The following is a 19,083-nucleotide window of genomic DNA, read 5'->3' as shown; positions in this document are numbered from 1 at the left end:
GTTGGCTGGTTGGCGGCGGCAGGCGATCGGGGTGGAGGCGACCGGCGCTCCGCCCGCTGCCCGCCGTTCGCTGAAGCATACCGCCCGCCCGGGCGGTATTTTTTTGTCGACGCGCGAAGCGGCGGCAAGCTGCGCCGGCCGCCGGCCGACCGCCTCGATCGATTGACGCGCCACCCTGGCCGGGCGGTAGACTGGCGCCCAACGACGACAATCGCGACGGTTCCCGCCATGGTCACGCGCCTGATTTTCCCCATGCCCGCCAGCTCGGCCGAGGTGTTCGAGGCCTTCCACAACCACGACACGCGCCTGCGCTGGGACACGCTGCTCGGTGAGGCGACGGTGGAGGGCGGCCAGCGCTATCCGCGGGTGGGCGCCGTGTCGGTCAACGTCGGGCGTGGCTGGCGGCGCCTGTTCGTGCTGCGCACGCGCTTCGTCTCCTACCATCCGCCGCATCTGGCCGCCGCCACGATCGACGCGCCGGCCGGCATCTTCCGGCAATGGAGCGCCTCGATCCGCCATCGCGACCGCGGCGACGGCGGCTCGGAGCTGGTCTACACGTTCACGCTGCGCCTGCGCCCGCGATGGCTCGACCGGCTGTTCGGGGCGACGATGGACCGGATCTTCGCGGCGCAAACGCGGCGGCGCTTCGAGGCGCTCGCGGCGTTTCTGCGCGAGCGCGCCGATGACGGCACGGCACGCGGCTCGCCCTGAGCCCGTGGCGAGTCGACGGCCGCCAGCGAGGCCGAGCGTGACGAATGGAGCGGAGCGCGCTATCGTCGCGTCATCGTATTGCCGCGACCAACCCGCCCATGGATTCCGTTTCCCGCCCGCCGCCGGCCTTGCCCGACACCGAGCGCCTGTCGCTGCGGCACGCCGGCCGCCACGACGCGGCGGCGCTGCTGGCCTATTACCTCGCCAACCGCGCCCATCTCCAGCCCTGGGAGCCGTCGCGTCCCGCGTCGTTCTACACGCCGCAGTCGGTCGAGACGCGGCTCGACGCGGTGGCAGCGCAGGCCGCGGCCGGGCAGGCCGTGCATCTGCTGTTGTACGAGAAGGCCGACGGTCGGCTGATCGGCGAGTGCGGCCTGACGAACATCGTGCGCGGGCCGTTCCAGGCCTGCCACCTCGGGTTCTCGATCGCGGGCGATCGCGAGGGGCGGGGGCTGATGCGCGAATGCCTGACCGGGGTCATCCGGTACGCGTTCGGCGAACTCGGGCTGCATCGCCTGATGGCGAACCATCGTCCCGAAAACACGCGCAGCGCGCGACTGCTCGAAGCGCTGGGTTTCGAGCGAGAAGGCATCGCGCGCGCCTATCTGAAGATCGACGGCGCGTGGGCCGACCATGTCCTGCGGTCGTTGATCAACCCGGCCGACGTATGACGGGTGCGCGTCGGCGCGCCGCGTGATCCCTGCCGCCCCAATGAAAAATGCCGCTCCGAAGAGCGGCATTTTTCGTCAAGCTCGGCCTGAACCGGCCGCCGCGGCAAGCCCGATCCTTACTGGATCTTCGCCTGCGCGCGCAGCTTTTCCTCGAACGCCTGCAGCTTCTGCTGCACCAGCTGTTGCGAGATCTGCGCCTTGACCTGCTCGAGCGGCGGCGGGGCCACCGGGCGCACGTCATCGACGCGGATGATGTGCCAGCCGAACTGCGTCTTGACCGGCGTATCGGTCATTTGGCCCTTCTGCAGGTGCGTCGCCGCGTTCGCGAATTCCGGCACGAACGACTTCGGATCGGCCCAGTCCAGGTCGCCGCCGTTCTTCGCCGAGCCCGGATCCTTCGAATACTGCTTGGCCAGATCCTCGAACTTCGCGCCGCCCTTGATCTTCGCGATCAGGTCCTTGGCCTGCTGCTCGTTGTCGACGAGGATGTGGTGCAGGTGATATTCGTTGCCGGCGGCCGATTTCGTCAGCTCGTCGTAGCGCGCCTTGATGTCGGCGTCGCTCGGCGTGTTCTTCTTCACGAAGTCCTCGATCAGCGCGCGCAGCACCACCGTCTGCTGCGCGATCGCGACCTGCTGTTTCACCTCGGGGCGGTTCGGCACGCCTTCCTTCACCGCTTCCTGCATCAGGATCTCGCGATTGACGAGCTCCTGGCTCACCATCTTGCGCAGTTGGTCGCTGTCCTGCTGGCCCTGCTGGACGAGCTGCGCCACCATCGCGTCGACGCGCGACTTCGGGATCGGCGTGCCGTTGACGACGGCAACGTTCTGGGCAAATGCCGGTGCGGCGACCAATGCGGCAGCCGCGACCCACAGACGGGGGGATTTCAGGATCATCGGGAATTCCTAGCGAAACGAAACTTTATTGGGAAGACACATTGAATTCATCGGGCGTGTAAGCCACGATCGCGAGCGCGTGAATACCGCGCTGCATCGCATCGGCGAGCGCATCATACACCAGCCGATGGCGGGCCACGCGCGACTTGCCGGCAAACGCGGCGGACACGATCGTCACCGTATAATGCCCGCCCGCCGAGGCACCGGCATGACCGGCGTGCTGCGCGCTATCGTCGCTGACGTGCAGTGCGTCGGGCGCGAGCGCGGCGGCGAGGCGTGCCTCGATCAGCGCGATGCGCGCGTCGGGCGCCGCGTTCAGGAAATCGTCGGACATCGTCATTCGTCTTTGAGGTATTTCGCGAGCCAGAGGCTCTGCAGGATGATGAACACGAACATCGCGCCGGTGGTGCCGAACAGCTTGAAGTTCACCCACTGCGACGGCGTGTAGTGATTGACGACGTAGAGGTTCGCCACGCCGAGCACGACGAAGAACAGCCCCCACGCCACGTTGAGCTTGTCCCAGATCGCGATGGGCAGCGACAGCTGCTTGCCCATCATCTTCGCGATCAGGTTCTTGCCGAACAGATAGCGCGCGCCGATCAGCACCACCGCGAACAGCCAGTACAGCACGGTGGGCTTCCACTGGATGAATTTCTCGTCGTGCAGCACCAGCGTGGCGCCGCCGAACACGACGATCACGCCGAGGCTGACCCACAGCATGGTGTCGACCTTCTTGTGGCGCCAGGCCACCCAGGCGACCTGCAGCAGCGTGGCGACGATCGCGACCGCCGTCGCGGTGAAGATGCCCCAGAGCTTGAAGGCGGCGAAAAACAGGATGATCGGAAACAGATCGAACAGAAATTTCATGGTGATCGGGGCTGCGTGGCACGCGCCGGGGCTGGGGCTCCCGGGCCGCCATCGTTACGGGGCCCCGCCGCGCGGGCCGGGGCGACCTCGTGCGGCGGGCGTCGGCCGGTGCTGGGCTGGGCTCAGCGGCCGGCGTCAGGCTCGAAGTGTAACGCAGCCGAATTGATGCAGTAGCGCAGACCGGTTTTGTCGCGCGGGCCGTCCTCGAATACGTGGCCCAGATGCGCGCCGCAATGGTTGCAACGCACCTCGACGCGCACCATGCCGTGCGTGCGGTCGATCTTCTCGTCGATCACCTCGCCGTCGAGCGGCTTGAAGTAGCTGGGCCAGCCGCAGCCCGAGTGGTACTTCGCGCCCGACTCGAACAGCGGCGTGTCGCAGACCACGCAGTGGTAGATGCCGGCGTCCTCGGTGTCGGTGTATTCGCCGGTGAAGGCGCGCTCGGTGGCCGCGTGCTGCGTGACCTCGTACTGCATCGGCGTGAGCCGTTCGCGCAGTTCGGCGTCATCGGCCTGGTACGGATAGCTGCGATCGTCCTGATCGTGGGGCATGGCGGGGTTCTCCTTGGGAATGCGGCGCGTTCGTTCGTTACGACGAGCAACTGACTTCCAGCGTGCTCGCCCAGTCGGGCGGCAGCGCGGCGTAGGCCTCGTGTTCGGGCTGTTCGTCGAACGGCCGGCGCAGGATGCGCGCAAGCCGTTCGAGTTCGGAAAAGTCCTTCTCGGCCGCGCGCCGGATCGCGGTCTCGGCCAGGTGGTTGCGCAGCACGTATTTCGGGTTCACGCGGTTCATCGCCTCGGCGCGCGCGGCGTCGTCGCGCGGCTCGGCGGCCAGGCGCTCGCGATATTGCGCGGCCCAGCCGTCGAACGCCTCGCGGTCGATGAACAGGTCGCGCACCGGCGCGTCCGCGCTCGCGTCGTGCTTCGACAGGCGCGCCAGGTTGCGGAACGTCAGCGTGAAGTCGGCACGGCTGCCGTTCATGATTTCCAGCAGCCGGTTCGCGAGCGCGGCGTCGCCTTCCAGCTCGAGCGCGAAGCCGAGCTTGGCGCGCATCGCGCCTTCGAGCGCCGGGCCGAACGTTTCGGGGAAGCGCGCGAGCACGGCCTGGGCGTCTTCCACGGCGCGCTCGGTGCGCGGATCGTCGTCGAGTTCGGTGCGTTGCCGGCCGATCAGCGGCAGCAGCGCCTGCGCGAGGCAGAAGCAGTTCCAGTGCGCGATGCGCGGCTGCATGCGGTACGCGTAGCGGCCCTGCGTATCGGTGTGGTTGCAGATGTGCGAGGCGTCGAAGCCGTCGAGGAAGCCGAACGGGCCGTAGTCGAGCGTGAGGCCGAGGATCGACATGTTGTCGGTGTTCATTACGCCGTGGCAGAAGCCCACCGCCTGCCACTGGGCGACCATCCGCGCGGTGCGCTGCATCACGGCCTCGAGCAGCGCGAGGTACGGATCTTCCGCGTCGCGGCAGGCCGGATAGAAGCGCGCGATCACGTGATCGGCGAGCTGCTGGAGCAGGTCGGGCCGGTCGTTGGCGAAGAAGTGCTCGAAATGGCCGAAGCGCACGAAGCTGTCGGCCACGCGCGTGACCACCGCCGCCGTTTCGATCTCCTCGCGCGTGACGGGCTGGTCCGAGCCGACCAGGGCCAGCGCGCGCGTGGTCGGGATGCCGAGGTGATGCATCGCCTCCGAGCAGAGGAATTCGCGGATCGACGAGCGCAGCACCGCGCGGCCGTCGCCCATGCGCGAATACGGCGTGCGCCCCGCGCCCTTGAGCTGCAATTCGACGCGGCGGCCCGCGTGTTCGAGCTCGCCGATCGTCAGTGCGCGGCCGTCGCCGAGCTGGCCCGCCCAGACGCCGAACTGGTGGCCCGAATAGACGGCCGCGTAGGGCAGCGCGTCGGCCGGCCACTCGCGCGTGGGGTTGCCGCAGAACAGCTCGGCGAAGCCGGGCAGCGTCCGGATCGACGGATCGAGGCCGAGCTCGCGCGCGAGTTCGTCCGAGCAGCCGATCACGTAGGGCGCGGGCAGCGGCGCCGCGGGCAACCGGGTCAGGAACGCCGGGCCGAGCCGGACGAACGCGTCGTCGCGCGGCGCGGCGAGCGAGGCGGCCAGGTCGGGAAGGGCGGGAACAGCGAAAGCGGCGGGAAAGGAGGCGGCCAAGGCGGGTTCGTTTCCTGAAAACAACGAGTTGAACAACGGGACACAAGCCGATATTGTAAATCCGCGCCGCACGGGCCGCTTGCGGTTGCGGACCCGACCCAGGTCGGGCCTCGAGACAATCCAACCGGGAGAGCTGGACGATGAGCATGACGATGAATTCGCCGTTGCTGGGCCAGATGATGGAGGTACCGCTGCTCGTGTCGTCGCTGATCACGCATGCGGCGCGGCATGCCGGCGACGTGGAGATCGTGTCGCGCCGGATCGAGGGCGACATCCACCGCTATACCTACCGCGACTGCGAGCGGCGCGCGAAGCAGCTCGCGCAGGCGCTCACGCGGGCCGGCGTCGGCGCGGGCGAGCGCGTCGGCACGCTCGCCTGGAACGGCTACCGGCACCTGGAGGCATATTTCGGCATCGCCGGGATGGGGGCCGTCGGTCATACGATCAATCCGCGCCTGTTTCTCGAGCAGCTCGTCTATATCGTCAACCATGCGGACGATCGTTTCATCCTGTTCGATCTCAACTTCGCGCCGCTGATCGACCAGCTCGCGCCGCAGTGCCCGAACGTGCGCGGCTGGATCGCGCTGACCGACGCGGCGCACCTGCCCGCGGCCGCCACGCCGCTGATCGCGTATGAAACGCTGCTCGACGCCGAGGACGGCGACTACGACTGGCCGCTGCTCGACGAGCGCCAGGCCTCGTCGCTCTGCTACACGTCGGGCACCACCGGCCATCCGAAGGGTGCGCTCTACTCGCACCGCTCGACGGTGCTGCACGCCTACGCGGCCGCGCTGCCCGACGCGATGGCGCTGTCGATGCTCGACGCGGTGCTGCCGGTCGTGCCGATGTTCCACGTCAACGCCTGGGGGCTGCCCTACGCGGTGCCGCTCACCGGCGCGAAGCTGGTGCTGCCCGGCAAGGATCTCGACGGCAAGTCGCTCTACGAGCTGATGGAGGCCGAGCGCGTGACCTGCTCGGCCGGCGTGCCGACCGTGTGGCTCGGCCTGCTCAACTACATGCGCGAGGCCGGCGTGCGCTTCTCGACGCTCGAGCGCACCGTGATCGGCGGCTCCGCATGCCCGCCCAGCATGCTGCGCGCGTTCGAGGACGATTACGGCGTGCAGGTGATCCACGCCTGGGGCATGACCGAGCTGTCGCCGCTCGGCACGCTGGCGCGGCCCACCTGGGCGCAGATGCAGCGGCCCGAGGCCGAGCGCCGCCAGTCGCTCGAAAAACAGGGCCGCGTGATCTGCGGCATCGACATGCGCATCGTCGGCGAGGACGGCGGCGAGCTGCCGTGGGACGGCGTCGCGTTCGGCGAGCTGCAGGTGCGCGGACCATGGGTGATCGACCGCTATTTCCAGGGCGAGGGCTCGCCGCTCGCCGACGGCTGGTTCCCGACCGGCGACGTCGCCACCATCGATCGCGACGGCTTCCTGCAGATCACCGATCGCAGCAAGGACGTGATCAAGTCGGGCGGCGAATGGATCAGCTCGATCGATCTGGAAAACGTCGCCGTCGCGCATCCGGGCGTGGCCGAGGCGGCCTGCATCGCCTGCGCGCATCCGAAATGGACGGAACGGCCCTTGCTCGTGGTGGTGCGCCGGCCTGGCAGCGAGGTGACGCGCGAGGCGCTGCTCGCGTTCTACGAAGGCAAGGTTGCGAAGTGGTGGGTGCCCGACGACGTGGTGTTCGTCGAGGCGCTGCCGCACACGGCCACCGGCAAGCTGCAGAAGCTCAAGCTGCGCGAGATGTTCCGCGAGCATGTATTGCCGACCATCGTTGCCGGCGACTGTCCGCTCGAAGGCGCGCCGCTGCGGCCGGCGGGACTGGCGGGACCGGTCGGGCCAGCCTGAGGGCGAGGGGCGCCGCCGCGATACTGCGCGGCGCCGAACCGCGCCGGGCCGGCCGGCACCGCCCGGTTCGCCGCGCCCCGTTTTTTCGGGTCGATGTGAATTGAACGGTCGTTCTTTTTTAGGTATGCTGCCCCGGTTCGATTGCGTGCGACGCACTCGTCGTGCGAACACAATGACCGACAACGCTGACGACGCGCCGCCGCCCCGGCTCGCGCAACCGCATGGAGGCAGACAGATGGCAGTGGCTTACACGATTCGCGACGGCGTGGCCGTCCTCACGCTCGACAATCCGCCCGTCAACGGGCTCGGCTATTCGACGCGCGCCGCGCTGATGGCGGGGCTCGATCGCGCGCTGGCCGACGCCTCGGTCACGGCGATCGTGCTGACGGGTGCCGGCCGCGCGTTCTCGGGCGGCGCCGACATCACCGAATTCAACACGCCGAAGGCGTTGCAGGAACCGAACCTGCACACGCTGATCGCGGCGGTCGAGGCGAGCCCGAAGCCGGTGGTCGCGGCGGTGCATGCCGTGGTGATGGGCGGCGGGCTGGAACTCGCGCTCGGCGCGCATTACCGGATCGCGGCACCCGGCACGCAGGTGGCGCTGCCCGAGGTGAGGATCGGGTTGCTGCCCGGCGCCGGCGGCACCCAGCGGCTGCCGCGCGCGGTGGGGCTGGAGACGGCGCTGAACATGATCGTCTCGGGCGCGTCGGTGCCCGCCGAGCAGCTGGCCGCGAGCGGCCTGTTCGACGAGATCGTCGAGGGCGACCTGCTTGACGCCGCGGTGGCGTTCGGCCGGCGCGTGGGCGCGCGGTCCGGGCCGCATCCGCGCGTGCGCGACCGCGCGATCGCGCATCCGAACGCGGCCGGCTTCATCCAGTTCGCGCGCAACAGCGCGAAGGCGGCCGCGTCGAACTATCCGGCGCCGCACAAATGCATCGACGCGATCGAGTCGGGGGTGTTGAACGGCTTCGACCAGGGGCTCGCCGACGAGCGCGAGGGCTTCGTCGCGCTGGTGCAGACGCCCGAGAGCCGCGCGCTGCGCCATGCGTTCTTCGCCGAGCGCGCCGCGAGCAAGATCCCCGACGTGCCGGCCGACACGCCGGTGCGCGAGATCCGCCAGGTCGCCGTGATCGGCGCGGGCACCATGGGCGGCGGCATCGCGATGAACTTCGTCAACGCCGGGCTGCCGGTGGTGCTGCTCGAAACGAAGCAGGAGGCGCTCGACCGCGGCCTCGCGACGATCCGCAAGAACTACGAGGCACAGGTCAGGAAGGGCAAGCTGACGGCCGAAAAGCTCGAAGCGCGGCTCGCGCTGATCACGCCGACGCTGTCCTACGATGGCCTGAAATCGGCCGACCTGATCATCGAGGCCGTGTTCGAGGAACTCGGCGTGAAGGAGCAGGTGTTCCGCCGGCTCGACGAGGTGGCGAAGCCGGGCGCGATCCTGGCGTCGAACACCTCGACGCTCGACGTCGACCGCATCGCCGCGTTCACGCAGCGCCCGCAGGACGTGGTCGGCATGCACTTCTTCAGTCCCGCGAACGTGATGAAGCTGCTGGAAGTGGTGCGCGGCGCGAAGACCGCGAAGGACGTGCTCGCCACCGTGATGCAGGTCGCCAGGAAGATCCGCAAGACGGCGGTGGTGTCGGGTGTCTGCGACGGCTTCATCGGCAACCGGATGGTCGAGCAGTACCTCCGCCAGGCGCTGTTCATGCTCGAGGAAGGCGCGCTGCCGGCGCAGGTCGATCGCGCGATCGAGGCGTTCGGCTTCGCGATGGGGCCGTTCCGCATGAGCGACCTGGCCGGCAACGACATCGGCTGGGCGATCCGCAAGCGCCGCTACGTCGAGCAGCCCGACCTGCATTATTCGAAGATCGCCGACCGCCTCTGCGAGCTGGGCCGCTTCGGCCAGAAGACGGGCGGCGGCTGGTACGACTACCAACCGGGCGAGCGGCGCGCGAAGCCGTCGAAGCTGGTCGACGAGATGGTGCTGGCCTATTCGAAGGAAGCCGGCATCGAGCGGCGCGCGATCGGCGACGACGAGATCGTCGAGCGGCTCGTCTACGCGCTCGTCAACGAGGGCGCGAAGATCCTCGAGGAAGGCATCGCGTCGAAGGCTTCCGACATCGACATGGTCTACCTGACCGGCTACGGCTTCCCGCTTTGGCGCGGCGGCCCGATGCTGCATGCCGACCTGGTCGGGCTCTACAACGTCGAGCGCGCGATGCGGCGCCATGCGGCCGGCGCGAACGGCGACGCGTGGCGGATCGCGCCGTCGATCGTCGAGCTGGCGGCGAGCGGCAAGAGTTTCAACGGCTGACGCGCGGAGAACAGACGATGATGCGTACCGACGACGTGCTGCTCGTGATCGACGTGCAGAACGATTTCATGCCGGGCGGCGCGCTCGCGGTGGCCGACGGCGACGCGGTGGTGCCGGTGATCAACCGGCTCGCGCGGCGCTTCGACCAGGTGGTGGTCACGCAGGACTGGCATCCGCGCACGCATGTTTCGTTCGCCGCCAACCACGCGGGCCGCGAGCCGTTCTCGATGCTGACGCTGCCCTACGGCGAGCAGGTGCTGTGGCCGGTGCATTGCGTGCAGGACACCGACGGCGCCGCGCTGCATCGCGATCTCGACGTCCCGCACGCGCGGCTCGTGATCCGCAAGGGGCTCGACGCGGCCGTCGACAGCTATTCGGCCTTCGTCGAAGCCGACCGCGCGACTTCCACCGGCCTTGCCGCCTATCTGCAGGCGCTTGGCGCGAAGCGCGTCTGGTGCTGCGGGCTCGCCACCGACTATTGCGTCGCGTGGTCCGCGCTCGATGCGCGCGCGGCCGGCTTCGAGGCCGCCGTGATCGACGACGCGTGCCGCGCGATCGACCTGGACGGCTCGCTCGCGCGCGCCTGGCAGGCGCTTCACGGCGCGGGCGTCGCCCGCGTGCATGCGGACGCGGCGCCGCTCTGAGCGGCATGGCGCGCGCCGCGTTCCGTCCACAAGCAATTCGAACCAGGAGACTGGCATGACCGAAGCCGTAATCGTATCCACCGCCCGCACCGCGCTCGCCAAATCGTGGCGCGGTTCGCTCAACATGACGCACGGCGCGACGCTCGGCGGCCACGTGGTCGCCGCGGCCGTGGCGCGCGCAAGGCTCGACCCGGCCCGCGTCGAGGACGTGCTGATGGGCTGCGCGAACCCCGAGGGCGCGACGGGCGCCAACATCGCGCGGCAGGTCGCGCTGCGCGCCGGCCTGCCGGTGTCGGTGCCGGGCATGACGATCAACCGCTTCTGCTCGTCGGGGCTGCAGACCATCGCGCTCGCGGCGCAGCGCGTGATCGCGGGCGAGGGCGACGTGTTCGTGGCAGGCGGCGTGGAATCGATCTCGTGCGTGCAGAACGAGATGAACCACCACATGCTGCAGGAAGGCTGGCTGATGGAGCACAAGCCGGAGATCTACTGGAGCATGCTGCAGACCGCCGAGAACGTCACGAAGCGCTACGGCATCGGCAGGGAGCGCCAGGACGAATACGGCGTGCAATCGCAGCAGCGCGCCGCCGCCGCGCAGGCGGCCGGCCGGTTCGACGACGAGATCGTGCCGATCACGGTGCTGGCCGGCGTGGCCGACAAGGCGAGCGGGCGGCTCTCGACGCGCGAGGTCACGCTCGCGGCCGACGAGGGGATTCGTCCCGACACCACGCTCGAGGGCGTCTCGAAGATCCGTTCGGCGCTGCCGGGCGGGGTGATCACGGCCGGCAACGCGAGCCAGTTCTCGGACGGCGCCTCGGCCTGCGTGGTGATGAACGCGAAGCTGGCCGAGCGCGAGGGGCTGCAGCCGCTCGGCATCTTCCGCGGCTTCGCGGTGGCCGGCTGCGAGCCCGACGAGATGGGCATCGGCCCCGTGTTCGCGGTGCCGAAGCTGCTGAAGCAGGCCGGCCTGACGGTGGACGACATCGATCTGTGGGAGCTGAACGAGGCGTTCGCGGTGCAGGTGCTCTACTGCCGCGACACGCTCGGCATCCCGAACGAGCGGCTCAACGTGAACGGCGGCGCGATCGCGGTGGGCCATCCCTACGGCGTGTCGGGCGCGCGGCTCGCCGGCCACGCGCTGATCGAAGGCAGGCGGCGCGGCGCGAAGCTCGTGGTGGTGACGATGTGCATCGGCGGCGGGCAGGGCGCGGCGGGGCTGTTCGAGATCGCTTGAGGAGCGCCCCGGTCGGTGACGATCCGTTCGGGGGCGGCGCGCGACGCTTCGCTTCGCGGCGGCGGCAAGTTTGGTAGGCTTCGCCTCTGGACCCGCCGGGCGCCGCGCGCTTGGCCCTGGTCGCCCCTCGGACCCGTTACGCAAGAAGGCATCATGATTCGTCAGATCGTCAGGTGGAAGTCGAAGGAACCGACAATGCGCGTTGCCGGTCACGCCCAGCCCTCGTCGCTGTCCTTACCCTCGTCCCGGCCGGCACGGTGAGCGCCATGACGACCACCGGCACCCCGCGCCAGACGCCGCCCACCATCGAAAGCCCGTTCGTCGACATGCTCGGCGTGCGGCTTGTCTCGGCCAGGGACGGCGCGAGCGAGATCGCGCTGTCGCTCGACGAACAGCACCTGAACACCTGGAGCATCGCGCACGGCGGCGTGACGATGACGCTGGCCGACGTGGCGCTCGCGATGGCCGCGCGCAGCCTGACCGACGACGGCGTCGGCGTGGTCACGGTGGAGATGAAGGTCAACTTCATGCAGCCCGGGCGCGGCGAGTTGCGCGCCTATGGCCGCGTGATGCACCGCTCGACCACCATGGCCTACTGCGAGGGCGAGGTGCGCGACAGCGCGGGCAATTTCGTCGCCAAGGCGCTCGGCACCTTCAAGTACATGAAGCGGCTCGCGGTGGGCCGCGACGTCGCGCGCCAGCGCACGCGCACCGATCCGGGCGCGACGCCGGGGCCGAGCGACGTCTGAGTCGCGGCCGTCGCGATCGTCATTCTGTTCCCGGCTGGGCGGAGTGGCGACATCGTCGCGTGATCGCGGAGCGTCCGGTGCGATGCGCGGGCGCCGCGTCCCGCACCGCCGGCATTTCGATATCATCCGGCTCGCGCGGCGCCGCGCGCGCGATGGCATCATTGCCCGCTGTCGCCACTGCCCATCCCACCAATGCCGCTCAATCCCGTCATTGCGCAGGTGCTCGAGATGATCGAGCGCGCCCGGCGCCCGTCCTACGAATCCCAGACGCCGCAGGCCGCGCGCGCCGCCTACGAACGCAGCGCGCCGATCCTCGAGATCGCGTCCGCGCCGATGGCCGAGGTCGAAGACCTGCGCGTGCCGGTGCGCGACGGCACGACGATCGGCGCGCGGCTTTATCTGCCGGTCGCGCCGAGCCTCGCCGAGCCGCTGGCGACGCTCGTCTACTATCACGGCGGCGGTTTCATGATCGGCAGCCTCGACACGCACGACGCGCTGTGCCGGATGTTCGCGCGCGACGCGCACTGCGCGGTGCTGGCGGTGGACTACCGGCTCGCGCCCGAGGCGACGTTCCCGACCGCGCACGACGATGCCGAGGACGCGCTGGTGTGGCTGCATGCCCACGCGAGCGAGTTCGGCCTCGACGCGGCGCGCTTCGCGGTGGGCGGCGACAGCGCGGGCGGCACGCTAGCCGCGGCCGTGGCGGTACTCGCGCACGATCGCGGCATCGCGCTCGCACTGCAGCTGCTGATCTATCCCGGTGTGACCGCGCACCAGCAGACCGCCTCGCACGCGCGGCTCGCCAGCGGCTATCTGTTGACGGCCAACACGATCCAGTGGTTCTTCTCGCACTACGTGCCCGATGCGGCCGATCGCGAGGACTGGCGGTTCGCGCCGCTCGACGGCCAACGCGGCGCGCCGTCGTTCGCGGGCGTCGCGCCGGCCTGGATCGCCGTGGCCGAATACGATCCGCTCTCGGACGAGGGCGTCGCCTACGCGGACAAGCTGCGCGCGGCCGGTAACGCCGTCACGCTGATGCGCTACGCGGGCATGATCCACGAGTTCTTCAAGATGGGCGGCTACGTGCCCGAGGTCCGGCAGGCCCATGCCGATGCGGCGAGTGCGTTGCGCGAGGCGTTCGACGCGGTGTGAACGGGGGGCGGGGGAATGGGCGGATGGGCAGCGTGGCTGGCGGGCGGCGTGACGTCGGGCGACGTGATCGGTCCGGTCACATCGCCCGCGGTCGCGCCGGCGAACGGCACGGCATTGACGCGCGCCGCACTTGATTCGGCCGGATCGATACGCGCAAGGCGAACGCCACGCGCGCACGGCTTCCGGCGCGCCTTGAACCGGGGCGCGCCGGCCCATCCGCTCGCCTAGCGCGTGCCGCCCAGCGCGACGTCGAAGTTCATCGCGCGCTCGAACGCGCCGGGCCGCACGATCCGGTGCGAGCCGTCGTCGTCGCAGCGCTCCTTGATCTCGACCGACAGCCGCGAGCCTTCCTTCCGCGTCACGCGCAGCGCGGTGGTGCCGCGCGTGCCGTATTCCGGCGTCTCGATGAACGCGGCCGACAGCGCGCGCTCGCGTTCGAGCGGGATGCCGGTGCGCGGCAGCGCGTCGTCGTCGGCCGTGCGCGTGTCGCGCATGATCTCGATCAGCGCGTCGAGCGACGGCGCGGCCTCGTAGGTCAGCAGCGTGCCGAGTTCGCTGCGCTTGTGGACGAGCTTCGGCCAAGGTGTGTCGAGCCGCGCGTTCGACAGCCCGTGGATGCCGGCCTCGATCAGCAGCGGCGCGTCGAGCGCGGTGTCGGGCTCGGCCGGCCGGTTGCAGAACCAGGCGAGCTCGCGCCGCCGGCAATCGCCGACCAGCAGGTTGAAGCCGTTGTAGAGCGCGGCCGTGCCGGCGATTTGCTGCAGGTAGTCGAGCGGCGCGAGGTTGCGTCCGCCGAGGAAGTCGGACACGAGCCGGCCGCGCGTGGGCGCGCCGGCGCGGATGTCGAACGGCGCGCGGTAGTTGGTGAGCGCGGCGAAGCGGCCGTCGCGCGACACGCCGAGCCAGGTGCCGCCGCCTTCGAGGTCGCGGCCGGCCAGCACGCCGGGCAGATCTTCCCACCAGGTCAGCGGCGCACTGGTGCGGCGCAGGAATTCGTCACGGTTCGCGGTGAGCGTCAGCACCGGGCCCTCGTCGGCCTCGGGCTGCCAGTCGAATACGATCAGGCACATCGGGAGATTCCCTCGCTGGGATCGGGGTGCGCGAAGCCGGCACCCGCGCGCGGCGCGCCAGCTTCGCGCGCCACGATAGCACGGGTGCTCAGACTTCGGTGGGCAATGCGTAGGGCAGCGGCAGGAACGCGAGCGGCGCGCCGTCGGCGCTGCCGAGGTGGACGCTGCCGCCTTCCTGCGCGGCGAGCTTGACCTCGGCCAGCAGGTCGACGCCGCCGCCCGGCGCGGCCGCCGCGTTGACGACCAGCCCGCACGGCTGGCCCGGGTCCGCGCTGTGGAACAGCTCGACGCCGGCCCGCACCTCGGCGGTGTCGCCGTCGACGTGCGCGAGCGCGGTGCGACGCTTGATGGTGCCGCGATACTGGCTGCGCGCGACGATCTCCTGGCCCGGATAGCAGCCCTTGCGGAAATTGACGGCGCCGATCACGTCGTAGTTGACCATCTGCGGCACGAATTGCTCGACCACCGGCTGCGTGATGCGCGGCTCGGCAGCGCGGATCTCGAGCCAGTTCCAGACCGCCGGCGACACGCGCGCGAGCTTCGCGTCGAGTTCGGCCGCGCGCGCCTCGGCGTCCGCGCGGCGCGCGATCCACAGATAGCGCGGCTGGCCGGCCGCGTCGGGCAGCCGGATCAGCGTGCCGGCCGGGCCGTCGAGCTTGGTATGCACGCCGTCGGGCAGCGCGTCGAACAGGCCCGATAGCGCCTCGCGGACGTCGCCCGCGAAACCGAGCGCGACCGATTCGGCACCCGCGTCGCCGAGCTTGGCCTTGGCACGCAGCACGAACATCGACAGGCGCTTCTGCACGGCGGGCTGGAGTTCCTTCGACAGCAGCAGCTGCACGCCGCCGGACGTGCGCCAGACCAGGAACGAGGCGAGCAGCCGGCCTTTCGGCGAGCAGTAACCGGCCAGTTTCACGCTGGCCGCGTCGAGATGCTCGATGTCGTTGGTCAGCTGGCTATGCAGGAAGGTCGCCGCGTCGTCGCCGGCCACGTCGATCAGGCCGAGTTGGGGCAGGGGCGTATAGGCGCCGTGCGTCTGGACGGCCTCGAATTCGGCATCCTGCGGACGCGCGAATTCGGGCGGGGCGGGCGGTGCGCCGTTGGCAATCGGTGAGTTCATGGAACTGGGGAGCAGTCAATCCTGACTTTGGCGGAGACAAGCAAGTATTATATTGATCTTGTCCCGGTCTCGTTCCGCATGTCCCTACTCTCGAAATGCGCCGCGCTCGCGGCGGCGGCCGTCGTTCTGGCCGCTGCGCTTGCGGGCAGTGGCTATTACTGGTCGACCCGGCCGCTCACTCTCGCCACGCCGACCCTCGATGTCACGATCAAGCCCCACAGCAGCGTCAGGAGCGTGGCCCAGCAGCTGGTGCGCGGCGGCGTGCCGTTGCAGCCGGTGCTGTTCGAGGCGATGACGCGCGCGCTCGGCCTGTCGGGCCGGCTCAAGTCGGGCAACTACGAATTCAAGTCCGGCGTGACGTCATACGACGTGTTGCAGAAGCTCGCGCGCGGGGACGTGAACGAATATGTCGCCACGGTCATCGAAGGCTGGACCTTCAAGCGCATGCGCGCCGAACTCGACGCCAGTCCGGCCCTCGTCCACGACACGGCGCGGCTGAGCGACACCGAACTGCTGCGCGCGATCGGCGCGCCGGCGGCGGCGGTCGCGCGCAGCAGCGGCGAGGGGCTGTTCTTCCCCGATACCTATCTGTTCGACAAGGGGACGAGCGATCTCAACGTCTACCGTCGCGCCTACCGGCTGATGCAGGAGCGCGTCGAGGAAGCATGGAGCATGCGCGCACCGGGGCTGCCTTATCGTTCACCTTACGAAATGCTGACGGCGGCGTCGCTGATCGAGAAGGAAACCGGCCACGCGGCCGACCGCGCCTACGTGTCGGCCGTGTTCGCCAACCGGCTGCGCATCGGCATGCCGCTGCAGACCGACCCGTCGGTGATCTACGGCCTCGGCGACGCCTACGACGGACACCTGCGCAAGCGGGATTTGCAGATGGACACTCCTTACAATACCTACACGCGCCGTGGCCTGCCGCCGACGCCGATCGCCCTGCCGGGCGTGGCATCGTTGCAGGCCGCCGTGAACCCCGCCCCGACCGCGGCACTCTACTTCGTTGCGAAGGGCGACGGGACCAGCGTGTTCTCGGACACGCTGGGGGATCACAACAAGGCCGTGGACAAATACATTCGAGGTCAATGATGGCGCGTGGAAAATTCATCACGTTCGAAGGGATCGACGGCGCGGGCAAGACGACGCACCTCGCCCGGTTCTGCGAACATCTGCGCGCGAAGGTCGCGCCCACCGGCCGGCAGGTCGTGCAGACTCGCGAGCCGGGCGGCACGGCGCTGGGCGAGGCGCTGCGCGCGGTGCTGCTGGAGCAGCCGATGGACCTCGAGACCGAGGCGCTGCTGATGTTCGCGAGCCGCCGCGAGCATCTCGCCCGCGTGATCGAGCCGGCCGTCACGCGCGGCGACTGGGTGGTCTCGGACCGCTTCACCGACGCGACGTTCGCCTACCAGGGCGGCGGCCGCGGGCTGCCGCGCGACAAGCTCGAGGCGCTCGAACGCTGGGTGCAGGGCGGCTTCCAGCCCGACCTGACGATCCTGTTCGACGTGCCGCCCGAGGTGGCGAGCGAGCGGCGCGGCGCGGTGCGCGCGCCCGACAAGTTCGAGAGCGAGAGCGAGGCGTTCTTCCTGCGCACGCGCGCCGAATACCTGCGCCGCGCCGAGGAAGCGCCGTACCGCTTCCTGATCGTCGACGCGACGCAGTCGATCGCGCAGATCCAGCGGCAGCTCGAAGGCGTGCTGGCCGCGCTCTGATGCCGCCCGCCGGCGCCCCTACGACCCGCTCATCCGACCAAAGGCCGACATACCGATGATCTATCCGTGGCAAACCGACGACTGGGACCGGCTGCAGGCGCTGCGCGCGCACTGGCCGCATGCGCTGCTGCTGCACGGCCAGGCCGGCATCGGCAAGCTGCGCTTCGCCCAGCACCTGGCGCAGGGCCTGCTCTGCGAGTCGCCGCGGGGCAACGGCGAGCCGTGCGGCAGCTGCCCGGCCTGCACCTGGTTCGGGCAGGGCAACCATCCCGACTACCGGATCGTGCTGCCCGAGGCGCTGGCCGGCGAGGCGCCGGGCGCCGTGGCCGAGGAACCGAAGGCCGATGCCGACGAGGGCGGCAAGAAAACCCGCACGCCGAGCAAGGAGATCAAGATCGAGCAGGTGCGTGGCTTGCTCGACTTCGTCGGGGTCGGCTCGCATCGCGGCGGCGCGCGCGTGGTGGTGCTGTACCCGGCCGAGGCGCTCAACGTGGCGGCCGCCAACGCGCTGCTGAAGACGCTCGAGGAGCCGCCCGCGGGCGTGGTGTTCCTGCTGGTCTCGGCGCGGCTCGACCGGCTGCTGCCGACCATCATCAGCCGCTGCCGGCAATGGCCGATGACGGTGCCCTCGCACGCGGCGGCGGTGGCCTGGCTCGCCGCCGAGCGCGTGGACGACGCGGCCGCGCTGCTGGCCGAAGCCGGCGGCGCGCCGCTCGCCGCGCTCGCGCTGGCGAGCGACGAGCACCGGCCGCTGCGCGACTGGACGCTCGCGCAGCTGGCGGCCGGCGCGCGCTGCGACCCGTTCGCCTGCGGGGAGTCGCTGCAGAAGCTGCCGATGCCGCTCGTGCTCGGCTGGCTGCAGCGCTGGCTCTACGACCTGCTGGCCGAGCGCAGCGCCGGCCGGCCGCGCTATTTCCCGGCGCAGCGCGACGCGCTCGCGCGCTGCGCGGCCGCGCTCGACGCCGACGCGTTCACGCGCTTCATGAAGACCGTCACGCGGCAGCGCATGGTGGAGAACCATCCGCTCAACGCGCGGCTCGTGTTCGAGGAGCTGTTCCTCGGCTACCGCGCGCTCTACGCCTGAAGCCGGCCGCCGGCCCACCCCGAACCCAGACAGGAAGCGCAGATGTTCGTCGATTCCCATTGCCACATCAATTTCGAAGGCCTCGCCGAGCGCCTGCCCGAGGTGCTCGCCAACATGCGCGAGCAGCAGGTCACGCACGCGCTTTGCGTGTCGGTCGACCTGGAGACGCTGCCGGCGGTGCTCGACATCGCCGAGCGCCATGACAACGTGTTCGCCTCGGTGGGCGTGCATCCGGACCACGAGGACGTGAAGGAGCCGACGCTCGCCGAACTCGTCGAACTGGCCGCGCATCCGAAGGTGGTCGCGATCGGCGAGACCGGGCTCGACTACTACCGGCTCGGCGAGCGCACGCTTGCCGACATGGAGTGGCAGCGCGAGCGGTTTCGCACCCACATCCGCGCCGCGCGCGAGACCATGAAGCCGCTCATCATCCACACCCGTGCCTCCGCCGACGACACGCTGCGGCTGATGGCCGAGGAGGGCGCCTCGCTGCCGGGCGGCGTGATGCACTGCTTCACCGAGCCGTGGCCGGTGGCCGAGGCCGCGCTGGCGCAGAACTTCCACATCTCGCTGTCGGGCATCGTCACGTTCAAGAAGGCCGAGGAGGTGCAGGACGTGGCGCGGCGCGTGCCGCTCGAGCGGCTGCTGATCGAGACCGACTCGCCGTACCTCGCGCCGGTGCCGTATCGCGGCAAGCCGAATGAACCTGCTTACGTCAGTTATGTCGGACGCTTTATCGCGGCACAGCGCGGCATCAGCGACGAAGCGCTGGCCGCCGCGACCTCGCAGAACTTTTTCCGGCTGTTCGGCATCGCCGCCTGACGCGGTGCCGGCCCGGAA

At 69.9% G+C, this 19,083-nt stretch carries 19 protein-coding genes; 12 read left to right on the top strand and 7 right to left on the bottom strand.

The features are described 5' to 3' along the window. Nucleotides 1–252 precede the first annotated feature (252 nt). Both bpln_RS11250 and bpln_RS11245 read left to right on the top strand, forming a co-directional pair. Nucleotides 253–711, top strand: a complete 459-nt coding sequence (locus bpln_RS11250; protein ID WP_244131929.1) for an SRPBCC family protein — start codon at nucleotides 253–255, stop codon at nucleotides 709–711. Nucleotides 712–809: 98 nt separating this feature from the next. Continuing rightward, a complete protein-coding gene (locus bpln_RS11245; RefSeq protein WP_055138846.1) occupies nucleotides 810–1,382 on the top strand; it encodes a GNAT family N-acetyltransferase in 573 nt (190 codons plus the stop codon). Nucleotides 1,383–1,498: 116 nt separating this feature from the next. On the opposite strand, the gene bpln_RS11240 is transcribed toward bpln_RS11245, so the two are convergent. The 5 genes from bpln_RS11240 to bpln_RS11220 all read right to left on the bottom strand — a co-directional run bounded on the left by bpln_RS11240 (nucleotide 1,499) and on the right by bpln_RS11220 (nucleotide 5,299). Further along, entirely contained in the window at nucleotides 1,499–2,278 is a 780-nt protein-coding gene (locus bpln_RS11240) for a peptidylprolyl isomerase (RefSeq protein WP_042625259.1), read from the bottom strand. A 25-nt stretch (nucleotides 2,279–2,303) separates the two neighbouring features. Then, nucleotides 2,304–2,612 carry a BolA family protein gene (locus bpln_RS11235; RefSeq protein WP_042625258.1) on the bottom strand — a complete coding sequence of 103 codons (309 nt, stop codon included), beginning with the start codon at nucleotides 2,610–2,612 and terminating at the stop codon, nucleotides 2,304–2,306. Nucleotides 2,613–2,614: 2 nt separating this feature from the next. Next, complete coding sequence (locus tag bpln_RS11230; RefSeq protein ID WP_042625257.1) at nucleotides 2,615–3,145, bottom strand: septation protein A; 531 nt, start codon at nucleotides 3,143–3,145, stop codon at nucleotides 2,615–2,617. A 122-nt stretch (nucleotides 3,146–3,267) separates the two neighbouring features. After that, the gene (msrB, locus tag bpln_RS11225; RefSeq protein ID WP_042625256.1) at nucleotides 3,268–3,696 is read right to left on the bottom strand and encodes a peptide-methionine (R)-S-oxide reductase MsrB; all 429 of its coding nucleotides are present in this window, start codon (nucleotides 3,694–3,696) and stop codon (nucleotides 3,268–3,270) included. A gap of 37 nt (nucleotides 3,697–3,733) precedes the next feature. Continuing rightward, nucleotides 3,734–5,299: a protein adenylyltransferase SelO gene (locus tag bpln_RS11220; protein ID WP_055138845.1), complete on the bottom strand. Its 1,566-nt coding sequence runs from the start codon at nucleotides 5,297–5,299 to the stop codon at nucleotides 3,734–3,736. A 152-nt stretch (nucleotides 5,300–5,451) separates the two neighbouring features. Here bpln_RS11220 and bpln_RS11215 point away from each other — a divergent pair, with 152 nt between their 5' ends. The 6 genes from bpln_RS11215 to bpln_RS11190 all read left to right on the top strand — a co-directional run bounded on the left by bpln_RS11215 (nucleotide 5,452) and on the right by bpln_RS11190 (nucleotide 13,254). Further along, complete coding sequence (locus tag bpln_RS11215) at nucleotides 5,452–7,155, top strand: 3-(methylthio)propionyl-CoA ligase (RefSeq protein WP_226993645.1); 1,704 nt, start codon at nucleotides 5,452–5,454, stop codon at nucleotides 7,153–7,155. 235 nt (nucleotides 7,156–7,390) lie between these two features. Then, nucleotides 7,391–9,475, top strand: a complete 2,085-nt coding sequence (locus bpln_RS11210) for a 3-hydroxyacyl-CoA dehydrogenase NAD-binding domain-containing protein (protein ID WP_055139511.1) — start codon at nucleotides 7,391–7,393, stop codon at nucleotides 9,473–9,475. 17 nt (nucleotides 9,476–9,492) lie between these two features. After that, nucleotides 9,493–10,119: a bifunctional nicotinamidase/pyrazinamidase gene (gene pncA, locus bpln_RS11205; RefSeq protein ID WP_055138844.1), complete on the top strand. Its 627-nt coding sequence runs from the start codon at nucleotides 9,493–9,495 to the stop codon at nucleotides 10,117–10,119. A gap of 55 nt (nucleotides 10,120–10,174) precedes the next feature. Then, nucleotides 10,175–11,353, top strand: coding sequence for an acetyl-CoA C-acyltransferase (locus bpln_RS11200; RefSeq protein WP_042625252.1), 1,179 nt, complete (start codon nucleotides 10,175–10,177; stop codon nucleotides 11,351–11,353). Nucleotides 11,354–11,619: 266 nt separating this feature from the next. Continuing rightward, on the top strand, nucleotides 11,620–12,102 hold the full coding sequence (locus bpln_RS11195) for a PaaI family thioesterase (RefSeq protein ID WP_042625251.1): 483 nt from the start codon (nucleotides 11,620–11,622) through the stop codon (nucleotides 12,100–12,102). Between the two features lie 192 nt (nucleotides 12,103–12,294). Then, on the top strand, nucleotides 12,295–13,254 hold the full coding sequence (locus bpln_RS11190; protein ID WP_055138843.1) for an alpha/beta hydrolase: 960 nt from the start codon (nucleotides 12,295–12,297) through the stop codon (nucleotides 13,252–13,254). A 224-nt stretch (nucleotides 13,255–13,478) separates the two neighbouring features. On the opposite strand, the gene bpln_RS11185 is transcribed toward bpln_RS11190, so the two are convergent. Continuing rightward, nucleotides 13,479–14,324, bottom strand: a complete 846-nt coding sequence (locus bpln_RS11185; RefSeq protein WP_055138842.1) for an NRDE family protein — start codon at nucleotides 14,322–14,324, stop codon at nucleotides 13,479–13,481. A gap of 88 nt (nucleotides 14,325–14,412) precedes the next feature. Continuing rightward, nucleotides 14,413–15,444 carry a CAF17-like 4Fe-4S cluster assembly/insertion protein YgfZ gene (gene ygfZ, locus bpln_RS11180; protein ID WP_055138841.1) on the bottom strand — a complete coding sequence of 344 codons (1,032 nt, stop codon included), beginning with the start codon at nucleotides 15,442–15,444 and terminating at the stop codon, nucleotides 14,413–14,415. A 78-nt stretch (nucleotides 15,445–15,522) separates the two neighbouring features. Between ygfZ and mltG the strand changes: the two genes are divergently transcribed. Genes mltG through bpln_RS11160 form a run of 4 tightly spaced genes read left to right on the top strand, consistent with a single transcriptional unit; the run spans nucleotide 15,523 to nucleotide 19,065 of the window. Further along, on the top strand, nucleotides 15,523–16,539 hold the full coding sequence (gene mltG / locus bpln_RS11175; RefSeq protein WP_055138840.1) for an endolytic transglycosylase MltG: 1,017 nt from the start codon (nucleotides 15,523–15,525) through the stop codon (nucleotides 16,537–16,539). Then, complete coding sequence (tmk, locus tag bpln_RS11170) at nucleotides 16,539–17,159, top strand: dTMP kinase (protein ID WP_042625246.1); 621 nt, start codon at nucleotides 16,539–16,541, stop codon at nucleotides 17,157–17,159. The genes mltG and tmk overlap by 1 nt, the downstream gene beginning before the upstream one ends. 55 nt (nucleotides 17,160–17,214) lie before the next feature. Then, nucleotides 17,215–18,243, top strand: a complete 1,029-nt coding sequence (locus bpln_RS11165) for a DNA polymerase III subunit delta' (RefSeq protein ID WP_042625245.1) — start codon at nucleotides 17,215–17,217, stop codon at nucleotides 18,241–18,243. A gap of 42 nt (nucleotides 18,244–18,285) precedes the next feature. After that, the gene (locus bpln_RS11160) at nucleotides 18,286–19,065 is read left to right on the top strand and encodes a TatD family hydrolase (protein WP_042625244.1); all 780 of its coding nucleotides are present in this window, start codon (nucleotides 18,286–18,288) and stop codon (nucleotides 19,063–19,065) included. Nucleotides 19,066–19,083: the final 18 nt, after the last annotated feature.

Source organism: Burkholderia plantarii (assembly GCF_001411805.1).
GTDB lineage: Bacteria > Pseudomonadota > Gammaproteobacteria > Burkholderiales > Burkholderiaceae > Burkholderia > Burkholderia plantarii.
This window is presented reverse-complemented; position numbering and strand designations above follow the sequence as displayed.

Coding starts and splice junctions, on each gene's coding strand:
- bpln_RS11185 (WP_055138842.1), bottom strand. CDS start 14,324: ATGTGCCTGATCGTATTCGACTGGCAGCCCGAGGCCGACGAGGGCCCG.
- bpln_RS11250 (WP_244131929.1), top strand. CDS start 253: ATGCCCGCCAGCTCGGCCGAGGTGTTCGAGGCCTTCCACAACCACGAC.
- mltG (WP_055138840.1), top strand. CDS start 15,523: ATGTCCCTACTCTCGAAATGCGCCGCGCTCGCGGCGGCGGCCGTCGTT.
- bpln_RS11230 (WP_042625257.1), bottom strand. CDS start 3,145: ATGAAATTTCTGTTCGATCTGTTTCCGATCATCCTGTTTTTCGCCGCC.
- tmk (WP_042625246.1), top strand. CDS start 16,539: ATGGCGCGTGGAAAATTCATCACGTTCGAAGGGATCGACGGCGCGGGC.
- bpln_RS11200 (WP_042625252.1), top strand. CDS start 10,175: ATGACCGAAGCCGTAATCGTATCCACCGCCCGCACCGCGCTCGCCAAA.
- bpln_RS11235 (WP_042625258.1), bottom strand. CDS start 2,612: ATGTCCGACGATTTCCTGAACGCGGCGCCCGACGCGCGCATCGCGCTG.
- bpln_RS11240 (WP_042625259.1), bottom strand. CDS start 2,278: ATGATCCTGAAATCCCCCCGTCTGTGGGTCGCGGCTGCCGCATTGGTC.
- bpln_RS11195 (WP_042625251.1), top strand. CDS start 11,620: ATGACGACCACCGGCACCCCGCGCCAGACGCCGCCCACCATCGAAAGC.
- ygfZ (WP_055138841.1), bottom strand. CDS start 15,444: ATGAACTCACCGATTGCCAACGGCGCACCGCCCGCCCCGCCCGAATTC.
- bpln_RS11215 (WP_226993645.1), top strand. CDS start 5,452: ATGAATTCGCCGTTGCTGGGCCAGATGATGGAGGTACCGCTGCTCGTG.
- pncA (WP_055138844.1), top strand. CDS start 9,493: ATGATGCGTACCGACGACGTGCTGCTCGTGATCGACGTGCAGAACGAT.
- bpln_RS11160 (WP_042625244.1), top strand. CDS start 18,286: ATGTTCGTCGATTCCCATTGCCACATCAATTTCGAAGGCCTCGCCGAG.
- bpln_RS11245 (WP_055138846.1), top strand. CDS start 810: ATGGATTCCGTTTCCCGCCCGCCGCCGGCCTTGCCCGACACCGAGCGC.
- bpln_RS11165 (WP_042625245.1), top strand. CDS start 17,215: ATGATCTATCCGTGGCAAACCGACGACTGGGACCGGCTGCAGGCGCTG.
- bpln_RS11190 (WP_055138843.1), top strand. CDS start 12,295: ATGCCGCTCAATCCCGTCATTGCGCAGGTGCTCGAGATGATCGAGCGC.
- msrB (WP_042625256.1), bottom strand. CDS start 3,696: ATGCCCCACGATCAGGACGATCGCAGCTATCCGTACCAGGCCGATGAC.
- bpln_RS11210 (WP_055139511.1), top strand. CDS start 7,391: ATGGCAGTGGCTTACACGATTCGCGACGGCGTGGCCGTCCTCACGCTC.